We start from the raw sequence: 17,016 nt of genomic DNA, 5'->3' as shown, positions 1-17,016 counted from the left end.
GCCGATAATAAGCATCTAATGCCATAGAAATAATGCCAGTCAGTGAATATTGACTGGCATTTTTATTGATATATCCAAATGCGTATTCTGAAATCGTTGGCTACATAGCCAGTAATATTCCTTTTAACCATGCTTTTAGTCAGGTTTTATGCATGGTTTGTATGAACTGAGTCACTGCAGAAATGCGTGTTGCTTGCTAGTCTGAATAGGTGACCTGCTTTTTTTCGTCTGGTTACAATGCGTTAATACATGATGTATTTACAGAGGGGACGGCTTATGAACACTCAGTTGACAATAACCATTGCGGGTCAGGATCATCCTCAATTGATCAATCAGCTTGCGGCAAAAACCCACGAGCTGGGAGGTAAATGGCTGATCAGTAAAATTCACCGTTTAGATAACCAAATTGTTGGCATTATCAAAGTGGATATTCCGAATGAAACGGCAGCCCAGCTCAAGTTGGCGTTTAGCAAACTGACCGATTTAAACCCTCGTATTATTGATGTTCCTCTGCCGATCCCATTAGATAAACTTAAGCCTTTGACACTGAAAGTCGAGTCTAGTGATCGTCCGGGGATCGTGAATGATATTACTAATATCCTTGATGATATCGGTGTCGATATTGTCAATATTGAAAACCACCGGGTAGGAGTCCCCGATCTGGGCCAGACACTGTTCTTTGCAGAATTGATGGTCAATGTACCGAGTGAAGTGAATGTTGAGCAGTTACTTGAGGCTGTTCAGCAGGTAGAAGACGGCATGCGGGTGAATGTGGTCGAGTGATCCTATTTGGACTGCCGGTCCGGCTTTTGATTCGGCTACCGCTACTTGAATACAAACAAAAGCCTCTAGTGGTTGCTCACAAGAGGCTTCGTGATTTTTGGGCGACTATTTTAGCGAGATTCTCTATTAGTAGCGTTTGCTGCCATCGGCGCGGGTACGCAGAATGCGCATGATCCACATATACTGCTCCGGCTGCTCTCTGATCATTTCTTCAAGCACTTGATTCATAAAACAAGCATCATTGTATTCATCACCGGATGGAAAGTCGGTCAGTGGTGCTTGTATGTTAATTTTATATCGGCCTGTTTCCATGTCAAAGGATGGAAAAACAGGAAGCACAGCGGCATTGGATAGTTTTGCTAGTTTACCGACACCTTTCACTGTGGCTTTTTCGTGACCAAAGAATGGAGCATAGACACTTTGACGTACGCCGTGATCTTCATCAGGTAGGTAATATGCGAGATAACCTTCCTTGATAGATTTGAGGTAGGGCTTGATCCCCTGGCTTCGTTGGTAGATCCGGCCACCAAACTGTTTTCTTTGCACGTTCATTAGCCAGTCGACGATCGGGTTCTTCTGCGGGCGGATCATGGCGACCATCGGCATGTCCTTGGCCGCAAAATACAGAGCACTAAAGTCAATTGCCCAGTTATGCGGTACCAACATGATGATATTCTTGTTCTGCTTTTGTAGCTCGTGCAGGTAATGCTCGCCGGTTATGTCATGGCTGTTGATGACGAACTTTCGTCCTTTGACGAGCGGCTGGGCAAAACCAAGCATTACAGTTCCTGCTGTTGCGTAAGAGCGCTCCAGCAATCCCATCTGTTGTTCTTCTGTCAACTCAGGAAAGCACATCTTGATATTGATCAGCGCGCGTCGTCTGGCACCATTGTTTTTGGAAATAAAGTACTTAGCAAGACGACTTGCTATAGACACCCTGACACGGTGTGGCAACAGTGCCAGCAGGATTGCCAACGGTATTGCTAGCCAGGTTAACCAATACTTGGGATGCAGGAATGATGGGGTGAAAACTGGGTTGTATTCGCCGTACGTTTTGTTGCTCATGCTGATAAATCCAAAGATGCTGGGTTGTAACCAGCGAAGTGTAATCCGTTAAACTTAAACCAAATGTTTAAGTCTGACTGTAATCATCCAAACATCAGCCGTAGAAAGTGCAAGGTTACTTTGGGCGTATTGAAAGAATATTCATTAAGTCTTGGTTCAGGATTGTAAATCTTATATGAGTGGAATCAAGTTTTTACTGGTTGAGAAATCAGCACCTGTCTTCAGATATACATTGATGCCACTTATGCATGTGTGTATATATCATTGATTTTGTTATGTTTTTATCTGTGCGTTAATTCTACAAAGTCGCTATTAATTAGCATTTATGCTGTCAGTATCACACTATCTGATAGCCATATCACTGTTCTGTCACATACTTTACGTATAACTGCATGTATATTTCCGAGCGTTTAATGTTCGTTCGAAAACAAACAGGTACCCTCATGAAAAATGTATTCGCTCACCGTGGCATCTCGACACTTGCACCAGAAAATACTCTGGCTGCATTTTCTAAGTGTAAGGAGTATGGGATTAAATGGATCGAGTGTGATGTAGATATTCTGGCAGATGGAACTGTCGTGGTTTCCCATGACGATACGCTGGATCGATGTACAGACCGCAGTGGAAGCTTGTACGAACTAACACATGCCGACCTCGCCAGTATTGATGCTGGCAGTTGGTTCCATGATGACTTTATTGGCGAACCTATTCCGACTTTTGAGCAGTTAATAGAGTTAGTTAATCAGCATGAGCTGAATATCAACGTTGAGATCAAGTCATGTACTGCCGGGTGGGAGATGACAGATAAATTATTGACGACGGTGATTTCCACCCTGGAGAAATTGGATGCTGGTCGTGAATTGATTGTTTCTAGTTTCAATCATCTGGCGCTTGCCGAGTTTAAACGACGTCGTCCGCAAACGGCGGTTGCTTGCCTTTTTGAAAGCGCCAATTTGTGGGATGACTGGGAGTCTATATTGCAGGCCTGTGAAGCCGAATATATCCACCCGGAAGACAAGAACCTGACCCAGGCCATGATTAAGCAGTTCAAGGCTGCCGGTTACAAGATCAATGTGTATACAGTGAATGATTTGGCCCGTGCGAATCAACTGTTCAATTGGGGGGTCGACGGCGTCTTTACCGATATTGCCCACCGTTTTCCTTCTAAATATAAGCAACGTTAATACCAGCACCAAAACAATAAAAAACAACAAAGGTCTTTTATGAACAAATTGATAGGGAAAATTGGCTTCGATTCCAATAAGAAGTTTTATGGTTTCTTGTCTGTAGTGATGTCCGGACAGATCATTTATTCGGCTTTTGAAGCCTTTAAGGGTACCTTCTATAACCTGTTGCTCGATGTTTTGAGTATTGATAATACCCAGATGGGTATTCTGTTTACTCTGATTGGCTCGGCGATGTTTTTCTACATTCCGGCAGGCTGGGTGAATAACCGCTTTTCAGTGAAATCGATTTTGATGACCAGCCTGGTGGTACGCTTGGTTAGCATGATGTATATCATTCTGTTCCAGCCGGAATTTGCGATATTGGCAGTGATTGCCGGGATCTGGGGCCTTACTGATGCGATTTTCTGGCCAGCGGTGGTCAATGGCGTCAACCTGATGTCGGGTGAGAACAACAAGGGGATGGCGTTTGGTCTGCTGGAATCGCTCCGCCGTGCAACAGAAATGAGCATGAATGCTTTGATTGTCGGTGTGATGGCGCTGGTGAGCGGCTCAATTCTTATCTTCAAAGGGGCAATTTTATTCTACACCTTATTGATTATTCCAATGATTTTCTGCGTATGGAAATTTGTGCCGGAAAACAAACTGGAAGTGAAAGAGGGTGAAAACAAGAATAAGGCAGCGCTGCAAGGTTTGATTCACGTACTGAAGATGCCAACGGTATGGCTGGCGGCATTGACCTCTCTTACCGTGTACTGGACCTATATAACCTTGATCTATACCGTCCCTTACCTGCAGGCGGTGTTTGGCTTAACAACCTCTCAGGCGGCACTGTTCGGTATTATTAATACTGGTGCAATGGGCGTTGTGGCTGGCCTGGTTGCCGGCTCACTGTCTGACTTTGTGTTTAAATCGTCAATTAAGATGATGCTGTTCGCCCTTGGGTTGACCGGGTTGTGCCTGCTAGGTACTATTTTACTGCCTAAAACCCCTGATATGCTGGTTATGAATATGGTATTGCTAATGGCATTCTCGTTTTCAATCTTTCTGGCCAAGGGGATCATCCTTGCACCTATTGCTGAAGCGGGCGTGCCCGAGCAATGCAGCGGCGCGGCGATGAGTGTCGGTTCATTTGCGGCTTATGCATCAGTCTTTTGGGCTTACGCGCTAAACGGTTGGATTATTGATAGCTTTGAGAAAGTGGCTGCCTATCAGATGATCTTTGGGATTGGTTTGGCTGTTTCTGCTGCAGGTATGATATGTGCCGCTATCTTGCTGGTGGTCAAGCGTCGCCAGAAGGGAGAGTTGGCAGTCAGTGCGGCGTAATACTGTGAGTCAATAAGAATAAAGCGCAGGTTTTGCCTGCGCTTTTTTGATCAGAATTCCTGATTCATTTTTACAAGGTAACTGAGCAGGTTCCGACGTTCAGCTTCGTCTAGCCCGGCAGTGATATCCTGGGTCAGGGAAAGGTGCAGGTTGTCGTGCTCCTGATACATCTCAATCCCTTTTTCCGTTAGCTCAACGAGAATCGAGCGGCGGTCTGATTCATGTGGGCGGCGCTGGATCAGCTCGGCCTGAACCATTTTGTCGACCTGAACAGTTAGAGTACCGGTAGTGACGCCAATCTTGTCTGCCAGCTCTTTCATTCGCATGGCGCCGTGTACTCCGAGAATTTCAACGATATGAACCTGGGGCAGGGTAAAGCCTTTGCCACGCACGACAGATTGCTCCCAGGATGATAGCTTTTCGTAAAATTCGATAATGGTATGGTTTAACTGTTCAATCTCTTTCATTAAATATCCGTTGTCAGTGCAATTCCTGACACCTGTTCACTTCAATGGTCAGGTGACTGAGTTTATCGAAATTTGTCAGTAATTGCTTGTAATCCTGTGCAGGTTTCGGTGTATGGGTAACCAGAGAAATCATTGCTGCATAGTGATTGGCGCTGACTTTCCAGATATGAATATCACTGACTCGGTCATCCGTGCCTGTTTCTAGGGTGTCGATGATCTTTTGCTGGTAAGCGGTATCAATATTACCATCCAGTAAAATTGGGCTGGTTTGTTTCATCAATCCCCATGCCCAGCGGGAAATAATCACGGCTCCCACGATCCCCATAATGGCATCAAGCCAGTTCAGGCCGTAGTACTTACCGAATAGTAGTGCGACGATGGCCAGCAATGAGGTTAAAGCATCGGCAAGCACATGAAAATAAGCCGCTTTTAAATTGTGATCATGATGGTGGTGATCATGACCGTGGTGGTGTGTATGGTCGTGACCATGATGATCATGGTGGTGGTCATCTTTCAGCAGGAACACACTGATGACATTGACGCTAAGGCCAATGATGGCAACCATAATCGCCTCATTGAACTGAATAGCTTCGGGCGAGAACAGTCGCTGTACCGATTCGACCATCATCAACAGGGCGACTAATCCGAGAGCGATAGCACTGGTGAAACCGCCAAGGACGCTCACTTTGCCGGTACCGAATGAGAAGGCTTTGTTGTCGGTATGCTTGCGGGCATAACGGTAAGCATAAATAGTGATCATGAAGGCCGCAGCATGGGTTCCCATATGCCACCCATCGGCAAGTAGTGCCATTGAGCCATAAAGACTACCGGCAGTGATTTCCGCAACCATAGTGATGACGGTTAGCCACAATACCCATAGAGTGCGCTTTTCTCCCTTGGGATTGGTTGATACAAAATTATGCGAATGTTGCCACTGGCTGAGAGTTTGTGAATGCACTGCAATGTCCCGTGTTAATAGTTTGAAGTTATTATAGTTTGATATTCAAACTATAATTTCATTATATAGTTTGAATATCAAGGTAAATTTATTACGAGATAATCTTGGCAGGATAAAATGATCGGTATGATCTCGACATTAAGTCATAATTGCAGGAAGAAAGTCAGAAACGAAGATGGTAGTGACAGGGGCACAAATTGTGCCCCTTAGTTATATATCGTCTGGTTGATGTGCTGTTGGTTTTTAGTGTGCAAAGTCCTAGCGCAGGATCGTATTCATCTTCATGCCGGCCTCGGCATGGCCGGGAATATTGCATGAGAACTCGACGAAGCTTGTCCCCATAAAGTGCCAGCCCAGCTCGGCATTTTCGCCTGCCTGCAGGGTAATCGTACTGCCGTCGGAATGTACCATATCGGGCATTGAGCGCATCATGGCTCGGTGCTTGTCTTGCTCATCAAGGCTGCCGACCGAAAACTCATGGGGCATTTTGCCATTGTTGGAGATCACAAAGCGGACTATTTCACCCTGTTTGATATTTAGTGCCGGTGAAAAGTGCATTTTCATATCGTCGGTAAGGCTAACCTCGAAAGTCTTTGTGGCCTGTTCTACCGGTGCCGGCATGCCTACTGCCGAGGCCATTTGGCCATGATGTTGCATGTTGCTGTGATCTATTGTGCTGGAGACCATTTTGCTGTGGTCCATCTCGCTGTGATCCATCCCCGCGTGTTGGCCTGCGGCAAATACAGCTGTAGAAGCAAGCAGTAATCCCATAGGTAGAATTTGATATTTCTTCATATTGTATCCCTTTGTTTTGATTATATTCATGCAATAGCTTGCGATGATGCGCTCCAGTGGCGGTGCACCTTAGCGTATGCACCGCCCAGTTATGTTTTATTTATTTAGCTTATGGCTGACTTCTTTCCATAGTTTGAAGACTGCAGGTAACACGACCAGCGTTAATAGCAGGGCCGAGGCCATACCGCCGATCATCGGTGCCGCGATACGCTGCATGACTTCCGAACCGGTACCTGAACCATACATGATTGGGATCAGGCCGATGATCACTGTTGCCACTGTCATCATTACCGGACGTACACGCATCCCCGCGCCTTCTTTGATTGCCTCTGCCAGATCGGCCTGGGTCAGCGCAGTTTGCTGTTGCTCGGCATCGAACTGTTTGTAGTGCCAGGCCTGGTTGAGGTACACCAGCATGATCACACCGATCTCGACAGCGACCCCTGCCAGGGCAATGAAGCCGACCCCGACGGCAATCGAGAAGTTGTAGCCTAATATTTCCATTAGCCACAGACCACCGACCATGGCCAGCGGTAGGGTGCCCATAATCATCAAGACCTCACCAAACCGACGGAAGCTCATGTACAGCAGCATCATGATGATGGCGATAGTGGCAGGTACCACGACGCTCAGCCGTGCTTTCGCTCGTTCCATATACTCGTATTGTCCTGACCAGACCAGCGAGTATCCGGCTGGCAGAGATAGCTCTTGTGCCACTTTCTGCTGTGCATCGCGGACATAGGAGCCCAGATCGCGGCCATCGATATCGATGAACACCCAGCCGTTAGGACGGGCGTTTTCGGTTTTGATCATCGGAGGGCCGTCTTCGAAGCGGACATCGGCGACATCAGCCAGGGCTATCCGGGCACCGTTAGGGGTGACCAGTGGCAGATTTTGCAGCTTGACCAGCGAGTCACGGTAGCTTTGCGGGTAGCGGACATTGATTGGGTAGCGTTCCAGCCCTTCGATCGACTCCCCGACATTCATTCCGCCAATCGCGGTGCTGATCACCTGCTGGATATCTTTGATACTTAGTCCGTAGCGCGCTGCTTCACGGCGCTTGATATCCATAGTGATATAGCGGCCGCCGGCAACACGTTCGGCATATACAGAGGCGGTGCCTTCAACGTCATTGAGGATAGTTTCCAGCTGGGCACCGATCCCTTCGATCTGCTTGAGTTCAGGTCCGGCAATCTTGATCCCGATAGGGGTCTTGATCCCCGTTGCCAGCATATCGATACGGGTCTTGATCGGCATTACCCACGCATTGGTCAGGCCTGGGAACTGAATAAGCTGGTCCAGTTCACGGTGCAGGCTTGCGCTGGTCACGCCTTCACGCCATTCTTCCTGCGGTTTAAGCTGAATAAAGGTTTCAATCATCGTCAGGGGAGCCGGATCGGTTGCTGTTTCAGCGCGTCCAATCTTGCCCCAAACCGTTTTCACTTCAGGGATCGTTTTGATCAATTTATCAGTCTGTTGCAGCAACTCACGAGCTTTACCAATTGAAATTCCCGGGTAGGTGGTTGGCATATACATCAGATCGCCTTCATCCAGCGGCGGAATGAACTCACTGCCCATTTTTTGCATCGGGTAATAGGCAGAAGCCATTAAGGCGATGGCGATCACTATGATAGTTTTCGGGAACCGCATGCTCAGGTTAAGGAGCGGGCGGTACAGGCCAACCACGATGCGGTTAACCGGGTTTTTATGCTCAGGCAGTACCTTGCCACGGATAAAGTAGCCCATCAGCACCGGTACCAGGGTGATCGCCAGCCCGGCAGAGGCCGCCATGGCGTAAGTCTTGGTAAAGGCCAGCGGCGAGAACATTTTGCCTTCCTGTCCTTCAAGGGCAAATACCGGGACGAAGCTCAGGGTGATGATGATCAGCGAGAAGAACAGCGGTGTGCCGACTTCTTCAGCTGCTTCTCCGATCACCTGCCAGCGGTTTTTGTCAGTCAGCGGTGTTCGCTCAATATGCTTGTGGACGTTTTCGATCATTACGATGGCACCGTCGACCATAGCACCGATGGCAATGGCGATGCCGCCCAGTGACATGATGTTGGCATTGATCCCTTGCCAGTGCATGACGATGAACGCGCTGAGAATGCCGATTGGCAGGCTGATCATCACGACCAGTGAAGAGCGGAAGTGGAACAGGAACAGGGCGCACACCACGGCGACCACAATGAATTCTTCCAGCAGCTTTTCATACAGGTTTTCTACGGCACGGTCGATCAGGCCGGAGCGATCATAGGTCGGGACTATCTCCACGCCTTCAGGCAGGCTGCGTTGGAGTTCGGCCAGCTTGGTTTTGACGTTCTCAATAACATCGCGGGCATTCTCGCCAAATCGCATCACGATCACCCCGCCGACGGCTTCTCCCTCGCCGTTAAATTCCGAAATACCACGGCGCATCTGCGGGCCGAGGTTGATGTCTGCGATATCACCCAGTAGTAGCGGGGTACCTTTTTCTGTCACCTTAAGCGGCAGGTTCTTCAGGTCGTCAACATCAGAGACATAACCCGTTGCGCGAACCATATGCTCGGCTTCGGCAACTTCTACTACCGAGGCGCCAGCTTCCTGGTTACCAGCCTGGATGGCCATATTGATCTGCTGCAATGTCAGGTTATAGGCACGTAGCTTGGCCGGATCGATCTGTACTTGATATTGCTTGACCATACCGCCGACTGTAGCGATTTCCGAGACACCATCGACAGTCTGCAACTCATACTTCAGGAACCAGTCCTGCAGGCTGCGCAGCTCGCTCAGATCATGCTGGCCGGTTTTGTCTGTCAGAACGTAGCTGTAAACCCAGCCTACACCCGTGGCATCTGGACCCAGCGTCGGCTTGGCGCTAGGAGGAAGGTTCGGGGCGACCTGGCTCAGGTATTCCAGTACCCGCGAGCGGGCCCAGTACATGTCGGTATCGTCATTGAAGATAATGTAGACATAGGAATCACCAAAGAAAGAGTAGCCACGGACGGTTTCCGCTCCTGGTACTGCCAGCATCGCAGTAGTCAGCGGATAGGTGACCTGATCTTCCACTACCTGAGGAGCCTGTCCCGGGTAGCTGGTTTTGATGATCACCTGTACATCCGATAGATCCGGAATGGCATCAATCGGGGTTTTCTTGACGCTATACAGGCCAGCGGCGACCAGGAAGACGGTAGCGATCAAAACCAGGAAACGGTTTTTAATCGACCAGCGGATAATTGCTCCGATCATTGTGCACCTTCCTTGGTATCAGAAGTCTGTGCCGATTTAATTTGGCTAACGCTATACTGGCTATCGCTACTTTTCTCGAGAGTAAAGCGAATTGACTGGCCATTGTTAAATTGCGTTAAATCGCTGTCGTCACTGACCGTAAAATTCATGGTCATCGCCGGCCAGCCCCAGGCATCAACCGGGGCGTGTTCAATGGTCAGCATGTTGTGGTCAGTCATGATCCCACGGATCACTCCTGTTGCCGGTACGCTATTGACCTGGGCTGACGGGCTGGCTTGTCCATCAGCAGTTACTTCACTGATGGTGTACTGGTTGTCGTTGGTTTTTTCAATCAGAAAGCGGATCGCCTGACCGCCGACAAGCTGGGATAGATCACTGTCGTCACTCACCGTGAAGTTCATAGTCATGGTTGGCCAGCCCCATGCCTCAACTGGGGCATGCTCGATTGTCAGCATGTTGTGATCAAGCATGATGCCACGCACCGTACCGGTTGCGATGGCTGTGTTTGCGGGTGTTGTTGTCTGGGGGCCTGCAATTCGACTCAGATCGGCACTCTGGCTGGACTCGGAGTCCAACATGAAGTGAGCCGAAGTCACTACGGTATCTTGTGCTGACAGCCCTTGGGTGATTTCCACCATGCCACCAGCGACGCGCCCTGTTTCAACTCGCGTTGAACGGAACTTGCCGTCACCAAGTGCCAATACTACGCGAGTCATATTACCGGCTCGGATCACTGCCTGATCTGGTACGGCAAGAACAGCTTCATTGCTGCGCGGTATCATAGTTAAATTAGCGAACATGTTAGGCTTTAGGGCGCCATTCGGGTTGGCAAATTTTAGCCGTACCCGAAGCGTGCGGGTTTTGGGATCGAGGATCGGGTAGACATAATCCACTGTACCTTGCCACGATTTCCCTGGCAGGGCATCAATTCTCATATCGGCATTGGTGCCTTGTTTGATCCAGTGTGCCTGACGCTCAAAGATCTCTGCATCTACCCAGATATTGTCTAGCGAACCGCCACTGATCACTGTCTGCTGTGGTGACAGGAAAGCTCCGTTTCGGACGTTCAGGCTGGCAATAATACCATCAGCTGGTGCCTTGATAGCGATGTTTTGCTTGGCTTTGCCACGGCGTAGGACTTCATTGGTTTGACTCCGGTCAACGCCCAGAGAAGCCAGTCGTTCTTTGGCGCCCTTGACCAGAACGGCCTTGCCGATACGCTTGGCATTGAGCAGCTCTTCCTGGGCTCTGACCAAATCTGGCGAGTAAATTTCAAACAGTACCTCGTCCTTTTTGACTTTTTCACCAATAGCACTGACATTCAGTTTCTGAATCCAGCCACTGACCCGGCTATTGATTTGCCACAGGCGGCTTTCGTCAAAGGTGACATAGCCAACGGTATCAATTTCTGGCATGAGTTGCTGTTGGCTAACTTTTGCTGTTTTGACTCCGAGGCTATTTTCAACCGCAGGTGACACCGATATTGTGCCGGCCTGGTCCTGATCTCCGCCAGCCAAGTCTTCTTCATATACAGGAATTAAGTCCATGCCCATCGGGGATTTGCCAGGCTTGTCTCGTTTGTAGTTCGGATCCATCGGTGCAACCCAGTAAAGGGGCTCGTTGCTGCCGGAGCTTGTCGCTTGGCTGTCTTGTGAACCGGTCTGTATTGCCGCGAAGTAACCCAAAGCGCCGCCAACGGCCAGAGCCAATATGGTAACAGTTAGTGATTGTTTCATAATATTCCCTAAAATTTGTTCAGCATGTAGGCAAGGTTGCTGTTAACCAGCTGCAAATCAGCAGTAAGACGTAGCTGCTCCAGTTCGATCGTGAGCTCTTCGCTGGCGGCTCGGATGTATTCATCCAGCTGGCTGGTATTGTTCTGATAGCCCCGCTCGATTGCTTGAGTTTTCTCGCTGGCGCGACGCAACAGAGAGTCGTTGTACCTTGTCAGGCGTTGTTGAGTATTGCTTCGGTCTATTAGCAGGGCATTCACCTTGGCATTCATCTGCCTGAGCATCAGATCTCGCTGCGACTTTTCAGCCCCTAGTTGATGCTGCGCCGAGGATAGTGTTTTGTCCTGACGCTTGTCGGTGAATAGGGGGAGATCCATCGTTAGGAATGCACTGACCAGATCTGATGCCGGTTGACCGTTCATCCCGTTTGCCTGGCGGTAGTCATACATGACTTCCACACTAAACTGAGGTTGATAGGACTCTTGGGCAATATCGATTCCGGTCTGGCTGCTTTTGATCTGCTCATCAACAACTCGAATTGATGGATGGGAGGCCAGAGCTTGGTAGTTATCGTCTTGTGCAGCTGACAGGTAAGCAGAAAGTGCAGACCATTGTGGATATTTACCGGCTGTCACCGAGGCCGCCCGGCTGCCTAGCCATTCTGATAGCTGGGCGCGTAAACGTTGCTGCATTTGTTCATTAGCCTGGAGCTTTTCGTCCATCCTACTGATTTGCAGCTGAGCTTGGATAATATCCTGTGCCTGGTTGGCCCCCACACCGTAGTTGGTGCCAAGGTAATGCTCCAACTCCCTATACAGGGTCTGGTTCTTAACCAGGAGTTGGTGGGCCTGCTGCTGGTAGGTGAGTTCTATCCATAGATTTGTGATAGCACTTTTTATATCCAGTTCGCGTACCCCAAGCTTCTCGCGCTGGCTGCTCGCTTTCTGGTTATTTTGCTTTTGTTTCAGCTCCAGGGTATCGCCACGTCCGAACTGCTGCATCAGGCCAACAGATATCTTGGTCATGGGATCATCGTTGAAAGAAAAGCTATCAACCGGTAGGCCGCCAACACCAACCTTGAGCTTGGGATCCATCCATTGACCGGAGGCCACGCTCATATCGACCATAGAGTTGGCCTGGTATTGAATTTGTTGTCTTCCTGCATCGTGCTCGATAGCCCAGTTGATCAGGCTGTTTAGCTCTGGGGTTGCGGCTGCTGGTTGTGCCACGGCAGTAACCAGCGCGAAACCCAGCACACGGGCTAGTATGCTTTTTTGCATAAATACATCCACTACAAAGAGTCAGAATAAGAGGCTGCATTACAGGTAGAGAGTGGCTATGGATAGCCTGACCCTCCTTGCTATAAAACGGCGTTTTTAATTTATTGGATGTATTTAGTGTATTGGTGGGCGGAACAGAGTTTCCGTTCGGGAAACCGTTTGGGCGGAAGTTAATATAGGGATTAGGCGGTCGTTCGGGAGATCGGTAATAGTCCCTGTCCCGATAGGCAAATAGTTACTGTAAGATTGGCAGTGCGCGGAATCGCAGTCAGAACATTGTGACATGTCTGCCTCTGAGCAGCATTCGCTTTGAGGCGAAGATAGTTGCTGCTTCGGATGATGACAGTCTGTGTTCGTCGTTGTTGCGGGAGGCATTACGTGATGGTAGGACACCGGGGCCGCAACCATATTTGCCTGGTGATGAGCAGACATACCAAAAACCGGTCTGGTGATCAGGCTGATCATCAGAACCAGAATTATAGCGAACAGATTGTCTGTGCGACTTCGGTATGTCATTACCACGATTACTACTCTACTGAGGTTATGCGAAACTTTAAACCTTTCCCTTGGGGGAAGGTCAAGTGCTTCATTATTGAATATGAACAATAATTTTAAGTGGTAATGTAGCGTGAGATTGTTTCAATAATGCAACTTGCAGTAGAAAATGAGAAAGGCTGAAATGCAGAGAGCATAGTGATCTGCTAGGGGAGTCTGTGCAAATAAGGACTGTGCTTGATAAAGCGTCTCTCTTAGTGGAAGAGAGACGCTTTAGCTGAGGCTAGCAAGCTGCCGAAGAGAACGGGTTAGCTTTGTTCACTTTCCGTTGGGACTGCTTGTACTTCGCTGTTGACTTCGACCGGCTGCGCTGCTGGTTCTGATACCACAGGCGCTTTTTCTTGAGTCACTGCTGCACTTTTAACAGGGGAGACAGGTTTTACTGGTACAACTTCCTTCAAAGGAGCGACTGAAGGTGCCTGTTCGGCTGCAAGAAGTTGGGCTGATAGCTGGGCGATTTTTTGCTCAAGGATCGTAACACGCATTTTCTCATCAGCCAGTTCACTCTGAACTTTCTGTTGGGCAATCAATGTCTCTTGCTCACCCTGCAGGTTGTCTTTGATATGCTTTACGAGGTTTTTACCTTGCTTGCTGATCGCCTGATCACGCATGTCTTCTGCGCCCAGTGCCAGCGAGATATTTAGCAAGATTTTTTCGTAGCTCAGAACGTGGCGCTCGTAATCTTTCTCTGGCATTGCTTTTAGTTTTTTCACCACGATAGCGATTTGCTGGGCGTGGTTCAGCGAGAACATTGCTTCATCGGCTTTATTGATGATTTGCTGTGTAGCTCGTGGCTCTGCTGTAATAAAGGCTTCCGCAGCAGTGACGGCTGCTGCGGCCTGAGCAAGAGTTTCAGGTGCGTGCATACCAATACGGGCGGTTTTTAGACGCTTAAGTTCTTTTTGAGCGTCAGACAGATAGATGCGGGTAACCGTTCTGACTTCCAGAGCTCGTTGTTTACGAACTAATTCTGGCTGTGCACTCACTGCTTTATCTGCGTTGTCACTGGCAATATTATCAACGAGTCTTTTGAGTTTTTGTTCTAGCTGCTTGGCTGTTTTTGGATAATATTTAGCGGCATTGATAGTTTCTAGTTGGTCACGGTAACTGAAGGCATCTTCTAATATTGTTAATGCTTCAGCACGAATGGTTTCTGCTTTAGTTACATGGGTATTAAATGCCGCAATGCTCTCTTCGGCTGCTTGCAGGTTCGTTTTTGAACTAAAGAATCCACTGCTGCTATTGGCTTGTGATGGGTCTAGTTCAAATTCCGCGTAATATTCTTTAGCTTCTGCCAGTGCTTTTTTAGCATCGCGCATTTGAATTGATGCAAACCAATCCAGTTCTGTGCTTTTTGTTGCTGCAAGTGTTTTTTCAGCATTCTCGAGAGACTGTACAAAGCTATCGATTTGAACAGCGGCTTGTGACTGGTTGGTCTCCAGTGGAAGGCTTGCTGTTGAATCAGAATCAGATGCACAACCTGAAAGTGTAATGGCTACAGCAATTGCAGCAATTTTAAAATCCCTCTTCATGAGGCACTCCTTGATGATGGAATTAACAATGAATATAAGTAAAAGCAGTTAACGATCTAATTATTATTTAAGCAACGTGTATTCTAATTATATTTATATACAAGATAAATCGTATCGATAAATTATATTGAATATTTTTTATAGAGGGGCAAAAGTGATATTTGTCTGGCGCTTAAGCTATATTTGTCGTCATTTTATTGACGGCTTGGGCAATGGTAAAATTCACAATAGCAATGAGGTTGGTTATTAAAATGAATTGCCATTTATAAATATATCCAGCAGTTTGAATAATCAAACTGCTGGTAAGTGTCTGGTTTAATATCAGGGAAAGATATTATGATTTATTGAGCTTCGCTTTGAGATCCTGAGTGACGATCTCTAGGGCTGAAAGAGCAATCTCGGGTGAAATTTCATTGCTTTCCAGCAGGTAAATCAGATCAACAGCAAGCTTAATATCTTCTGGAGCTTCATCTAATGGCGTTGGTGTCTTTTTATCTGTCATAGTGCTCTTTAATGATTGAGTGGATTTACGGTGGGTTAGCCACAATACTGCCTGTTCTCACGAGCTTAGCACAAATTAGAACTTGGTAAGCTATGTGTCATTGAGCTCGTGTCTTACATTGCTGGGGGGGATAAACCGCGATAGCCGCATGGAACAGTTGGGTATGCAGTTCGACCAGTTGCTGGTGATCTTTTCGGTATCCGCCCCCGACAACTGCAGCAACAGGTATTTCAGCCTGCTGGCAGTGATTGAGCACTAAGTGATCACGTTTAAAGATACCGTCTTTGCATACATTAAAATAACCCAGTTCGTCGTTTTGGTGAATATCGACACCGGCATCATAGAGAATGAAGTCGGGTTGGTGTTGAGCCAGGGCCAGATTAAGGATCGCTTCAAATGCCGTTAGGTAATCTTCTGTCGTCGTCTGTTTAGGCAGTGCCAGATCAATATCGGAATCGGGCTTACGGGCCGGAAAATTCTTATCGCAATGAACCGAGAAGGTAATGATGTCGTCATCGTCGCTCAGCAGGGTTGCTGTACCGTCACCCTGGTGAACATCACAGTCAATGATCATCACTTTGTCGATACCGTCAAGGGTAAGGGCATGTCTGGCTGCGAAAGCAAGGTCGTTGACTAAACAGAAGCCACTGCCAAAATCGTGATGCGCATGGTGGTATCCCCCACTAAGATGGAGTCCGATCCCATGCTCGTAGGCAAGGTCTACGGCCAGGCGGGTACCTGCTGCGGATGTCAGCGTACGGTCTATAAGTTGTTGGCTCCACGGAAAACCAATACGACGCATTTTTGCTGCGGGCAGGGTATTACTAAACAGCGCGTCAATATAATCAGGCTGGTGGAGGCTTTTTAAGTCTGCAGCGGTTATCGCTTCTGGTTGATAGAACAAGGCATCGGCTTGCTGCTCTATCTTTAAAACCTCTGTGAGGTGTTGATACAATCGTCGGTACTTGGAAATGGGGTAGCGGTGATCCGCCGGTAAATCCAACTGAGAATAAATTGGGTGATAAACCAGTGGCAGCATCCGTTATCCTTTTCGCTCTCGAAGGCTGATCTCTTTTTCAATTTTGGCCAGTGCAGTACGGCAGCGAGACAATCTTCCTTCGAGTGCCAATACTTCTTTTTGCAGATTTTGCTGTTCGACTAATGTTGTACAGCGATTGATCATCATTTCCTTATCGCGTTGCATGGCTGCCAGACGTCTTTCCCAGTCTTGATGCTGAGCCAAATCTTGATACATCTCATGAATTGGCCGCTTCCAGCCCTGCTTTCGCTTGGGCTCATTCTTACGGATTTGCTGGGTAGCTAGCTCGCGTTGAATGGCCTGTATTTGCGCGATGATTTTCTCGCAGATGTGTTGGGTTCGCGATGCCTGAAGTTTTCCGGCTTTGCGTTCGTTTCTGAGTGCGCTGATTTCACCGCGTATTTCTGCCACGCAGGGGGTAAGTAATTTACTGCGGCAGAAGAAAAGCTGCTCGTCGAACAGTGGCCGAGCAGCCTCGCCGCGCTTGCGGTCTGTTTGGGCTGCATCGGTGGCCAGTTGGTCAAGGATATTTTCTAAACGTTTGAGATCGGGCATCGTTATCAAATCCGGTA

14 protein-coding genes are annotated in these 17,016 nt (G+C 48.2%); 3 read left to right on the top strand and 11 right to left on the bottom strand.

Going from position 1 to position 17,016, the window contains the following annotated elements:
- The first annotated feature begins 276 nt into the window (after positions 1–276).
- Entirely contained in the window at positions 277–783 is a 507-nt protein-coding gene (locus MD588_RS02205; protein WP_265695137.1) for a glycine cleavage system protein R, read from the top strand.
- Between the two features lie 126 nt (positions 784–909).
- On the opposite strand, the gene lpxM is transcribed toward MD588_RS02205, so the two are convergent.
- Positions 910–1,848 carry a lauroyl-Kdo(2)-lipid IV(A) myristoyltransferase gene (gene lpxM / locus MD588_RS02200; RefSeq protein WP_265695136.1) on the bottom strand — a complete coding sequence of 313 codons (939 nt, stop codon included), beginning with the start codon at positions 1,846–1,848 and terminating at the stop codon, positions 910–912.
- A gap of 443 nt (positions 1,849–2,291) precedes the next feature.
- Between lpxM and MD588_RS02195 the strand changes: the two genes are divergently transcribed.
- A complete protein-coding gene (locus MD588_RS02195) occupies positions 2,292–3,032 on the top strand; it encodes a glycerophosphoryl diester phosphodiesterase (protein WP_265695135.1) in 741 nt (246 codons plus the stop codon).
- A gap of 39 nt (positions 3,033–3,071) precedes the next feature.
- Positions 3,072–4,358 carry an MFS transporter gene (locus MD588_RS02190; RefSeq protein WP_265695134.1) on the top strand — a complete coding sequence of 429 codons (1,287 nt, stop codon included), beginning with the start codon at positions 3,072–3,074 and terminating at the stop codon, positions 4,356–4,358.
- Between the two features lie 50 nt (positions 4,359–4,408).
- Here the strand turns inward: MD588_RS02190 and MD588_RS02185 are convergent, their stop codons facing one another.
- The 10 genes from MD588_RS02185 to priC all read right to left on the bottom strand — a co-directional run bounded on the left by MD588_RS02185 (position 4,409) and on the right by priC (position 16,999).
- Positions 4,409–4,825: a MarR family winged helix-turn-helix transcriptional regulator gene (locus tag MD588_RS02185; RefSeq protein WP_265695133.1), complete on the bottom strand. Its 417-nt coding sequence runs from the start codon at positions 4,823–4,825 to the stop codon at positions 4,409–4,411.
- Between the two features lie 13 nt (positions 4,826–4,838).
- Positions 4,839–5,783 (bottom strand): CDF family Co(II)/Ni(II) efflux transporter DmeF, encoded by a 945-nt coding sequence (dmeF, locus tag MD588_RS02180; RefSeq protein ID WP_265695132.1) that lies wholly within the window; start codon positions 5,781–5,783, stop codon positions 4,839–4,841.
- A 258-nt stretch (positions 5,784–6,041) separates the two neighbouring features.
- Complete coding sequence (locus MD588_RS02175; RefSeq protein WP_265695131.1) at positions 6,042–6,578, bottom strand: cupredoxin domain-containing protein; 537 nt, start codon at positions 6,576–6,578, stop codon at positions 6,042–6,044.
- Positions 6,579–6,674: 96 nt separating this feature from the next.
- On the bottom strand, positions 6,675–9,803 hold the full coding sequence (locus tag MD588_RS02170; RefSeq protein ID WP_265695130.1) for an efflux RND transporter permease subunit: 3,129 nt from the start codon (positions 9,801–9,803) through the stop codon (positions 6,675–6,677).
- Positions 9,800–11,539, bottom strand: a complete 1,740-nt coding sequence (locus MD588_RS02165) for an efflux RND transporter periplasmic adaptor subunit (protein ID WP_265695129.1) — start codon at positions 11,537–11,539, stop codon at positions 9,800–9,802. The genes MD588_RS02170 and MD588_RS02165 overlap by 4 nt, the downstream gene beginning before the upstream one ends.
- 8 nt (positions 11,540–11,547) lie before the next feature.
- Complete coding sequence (locus MD588_RS02160; RefSeq protein ID WP_265695128.1) at positions 11,548–12,816, bottom strand: TolC family protein; 1,269 nt, start codon at positions 12,814–12,816, stop codon at positions 11,548–11,550.
- Positions 12,817–13,619: 803 nt separating this feature from the next.
- Entirely contained in the window at positions 13,620–14,903 is a 1,284-nt protein-coding gene (locus MD588_RS02155; protein WP_265695127.1) for a hypothetical protein, read from the bottom strand.
- A gap of 334 nt (positions 14,904–15,237) precedes the next feature.
- Positions 15,238–15,405, bottom strand: coding sequence for a pleiotropic regulatory protein RsmS (gene rsmS, locus MD588_RS02150; protein ID WP_265695126.1), 168 nt, complete (start codon positions 15,403–15,405; stop codon positions 15,238–15,240).
- Positions 15,406–15,502: 97 nt separating this feature from the next.
- Positions 15,503–16,444, bottom strand: a complete 942-nt coding sequence (locus tag MD588_RS02145; RefSeq protein WP_265695124.1) for a histone deacetylase family protein — start codon at positions 16,442–16,444, stop codon at positions 15,503–15,505.
- Between the two features lie 3 nt (positions 16,445–16,447).
- On the bottom strand, positions 16,448–16,999 hold the full coding sequence (gene priC / locus MD588_RS02140) for a primosomal replication protein (RefSeq protein WP_265695122.1): 552 nt from the start codon (positions 16,997–16,999) through the stop codon (positions 16,448–16,450).
- Positions 17,000–17,016 lie beyond the last annotated feature (17 nt).

Origin of the sequence: Photobacterium obscurum (assembly GCF_026191635.1) — a bacterium.
GTDB classification, from domain to species: Bacteria; Pseudomonadota; Gammaproteobacteria; order Enterobacterales; family Vibrionaceae; genus Photobacterium; species Photobacterium obscurum.
This window is presented reverse-complemented; position numbering and strand designations above follow the sequence as displayed.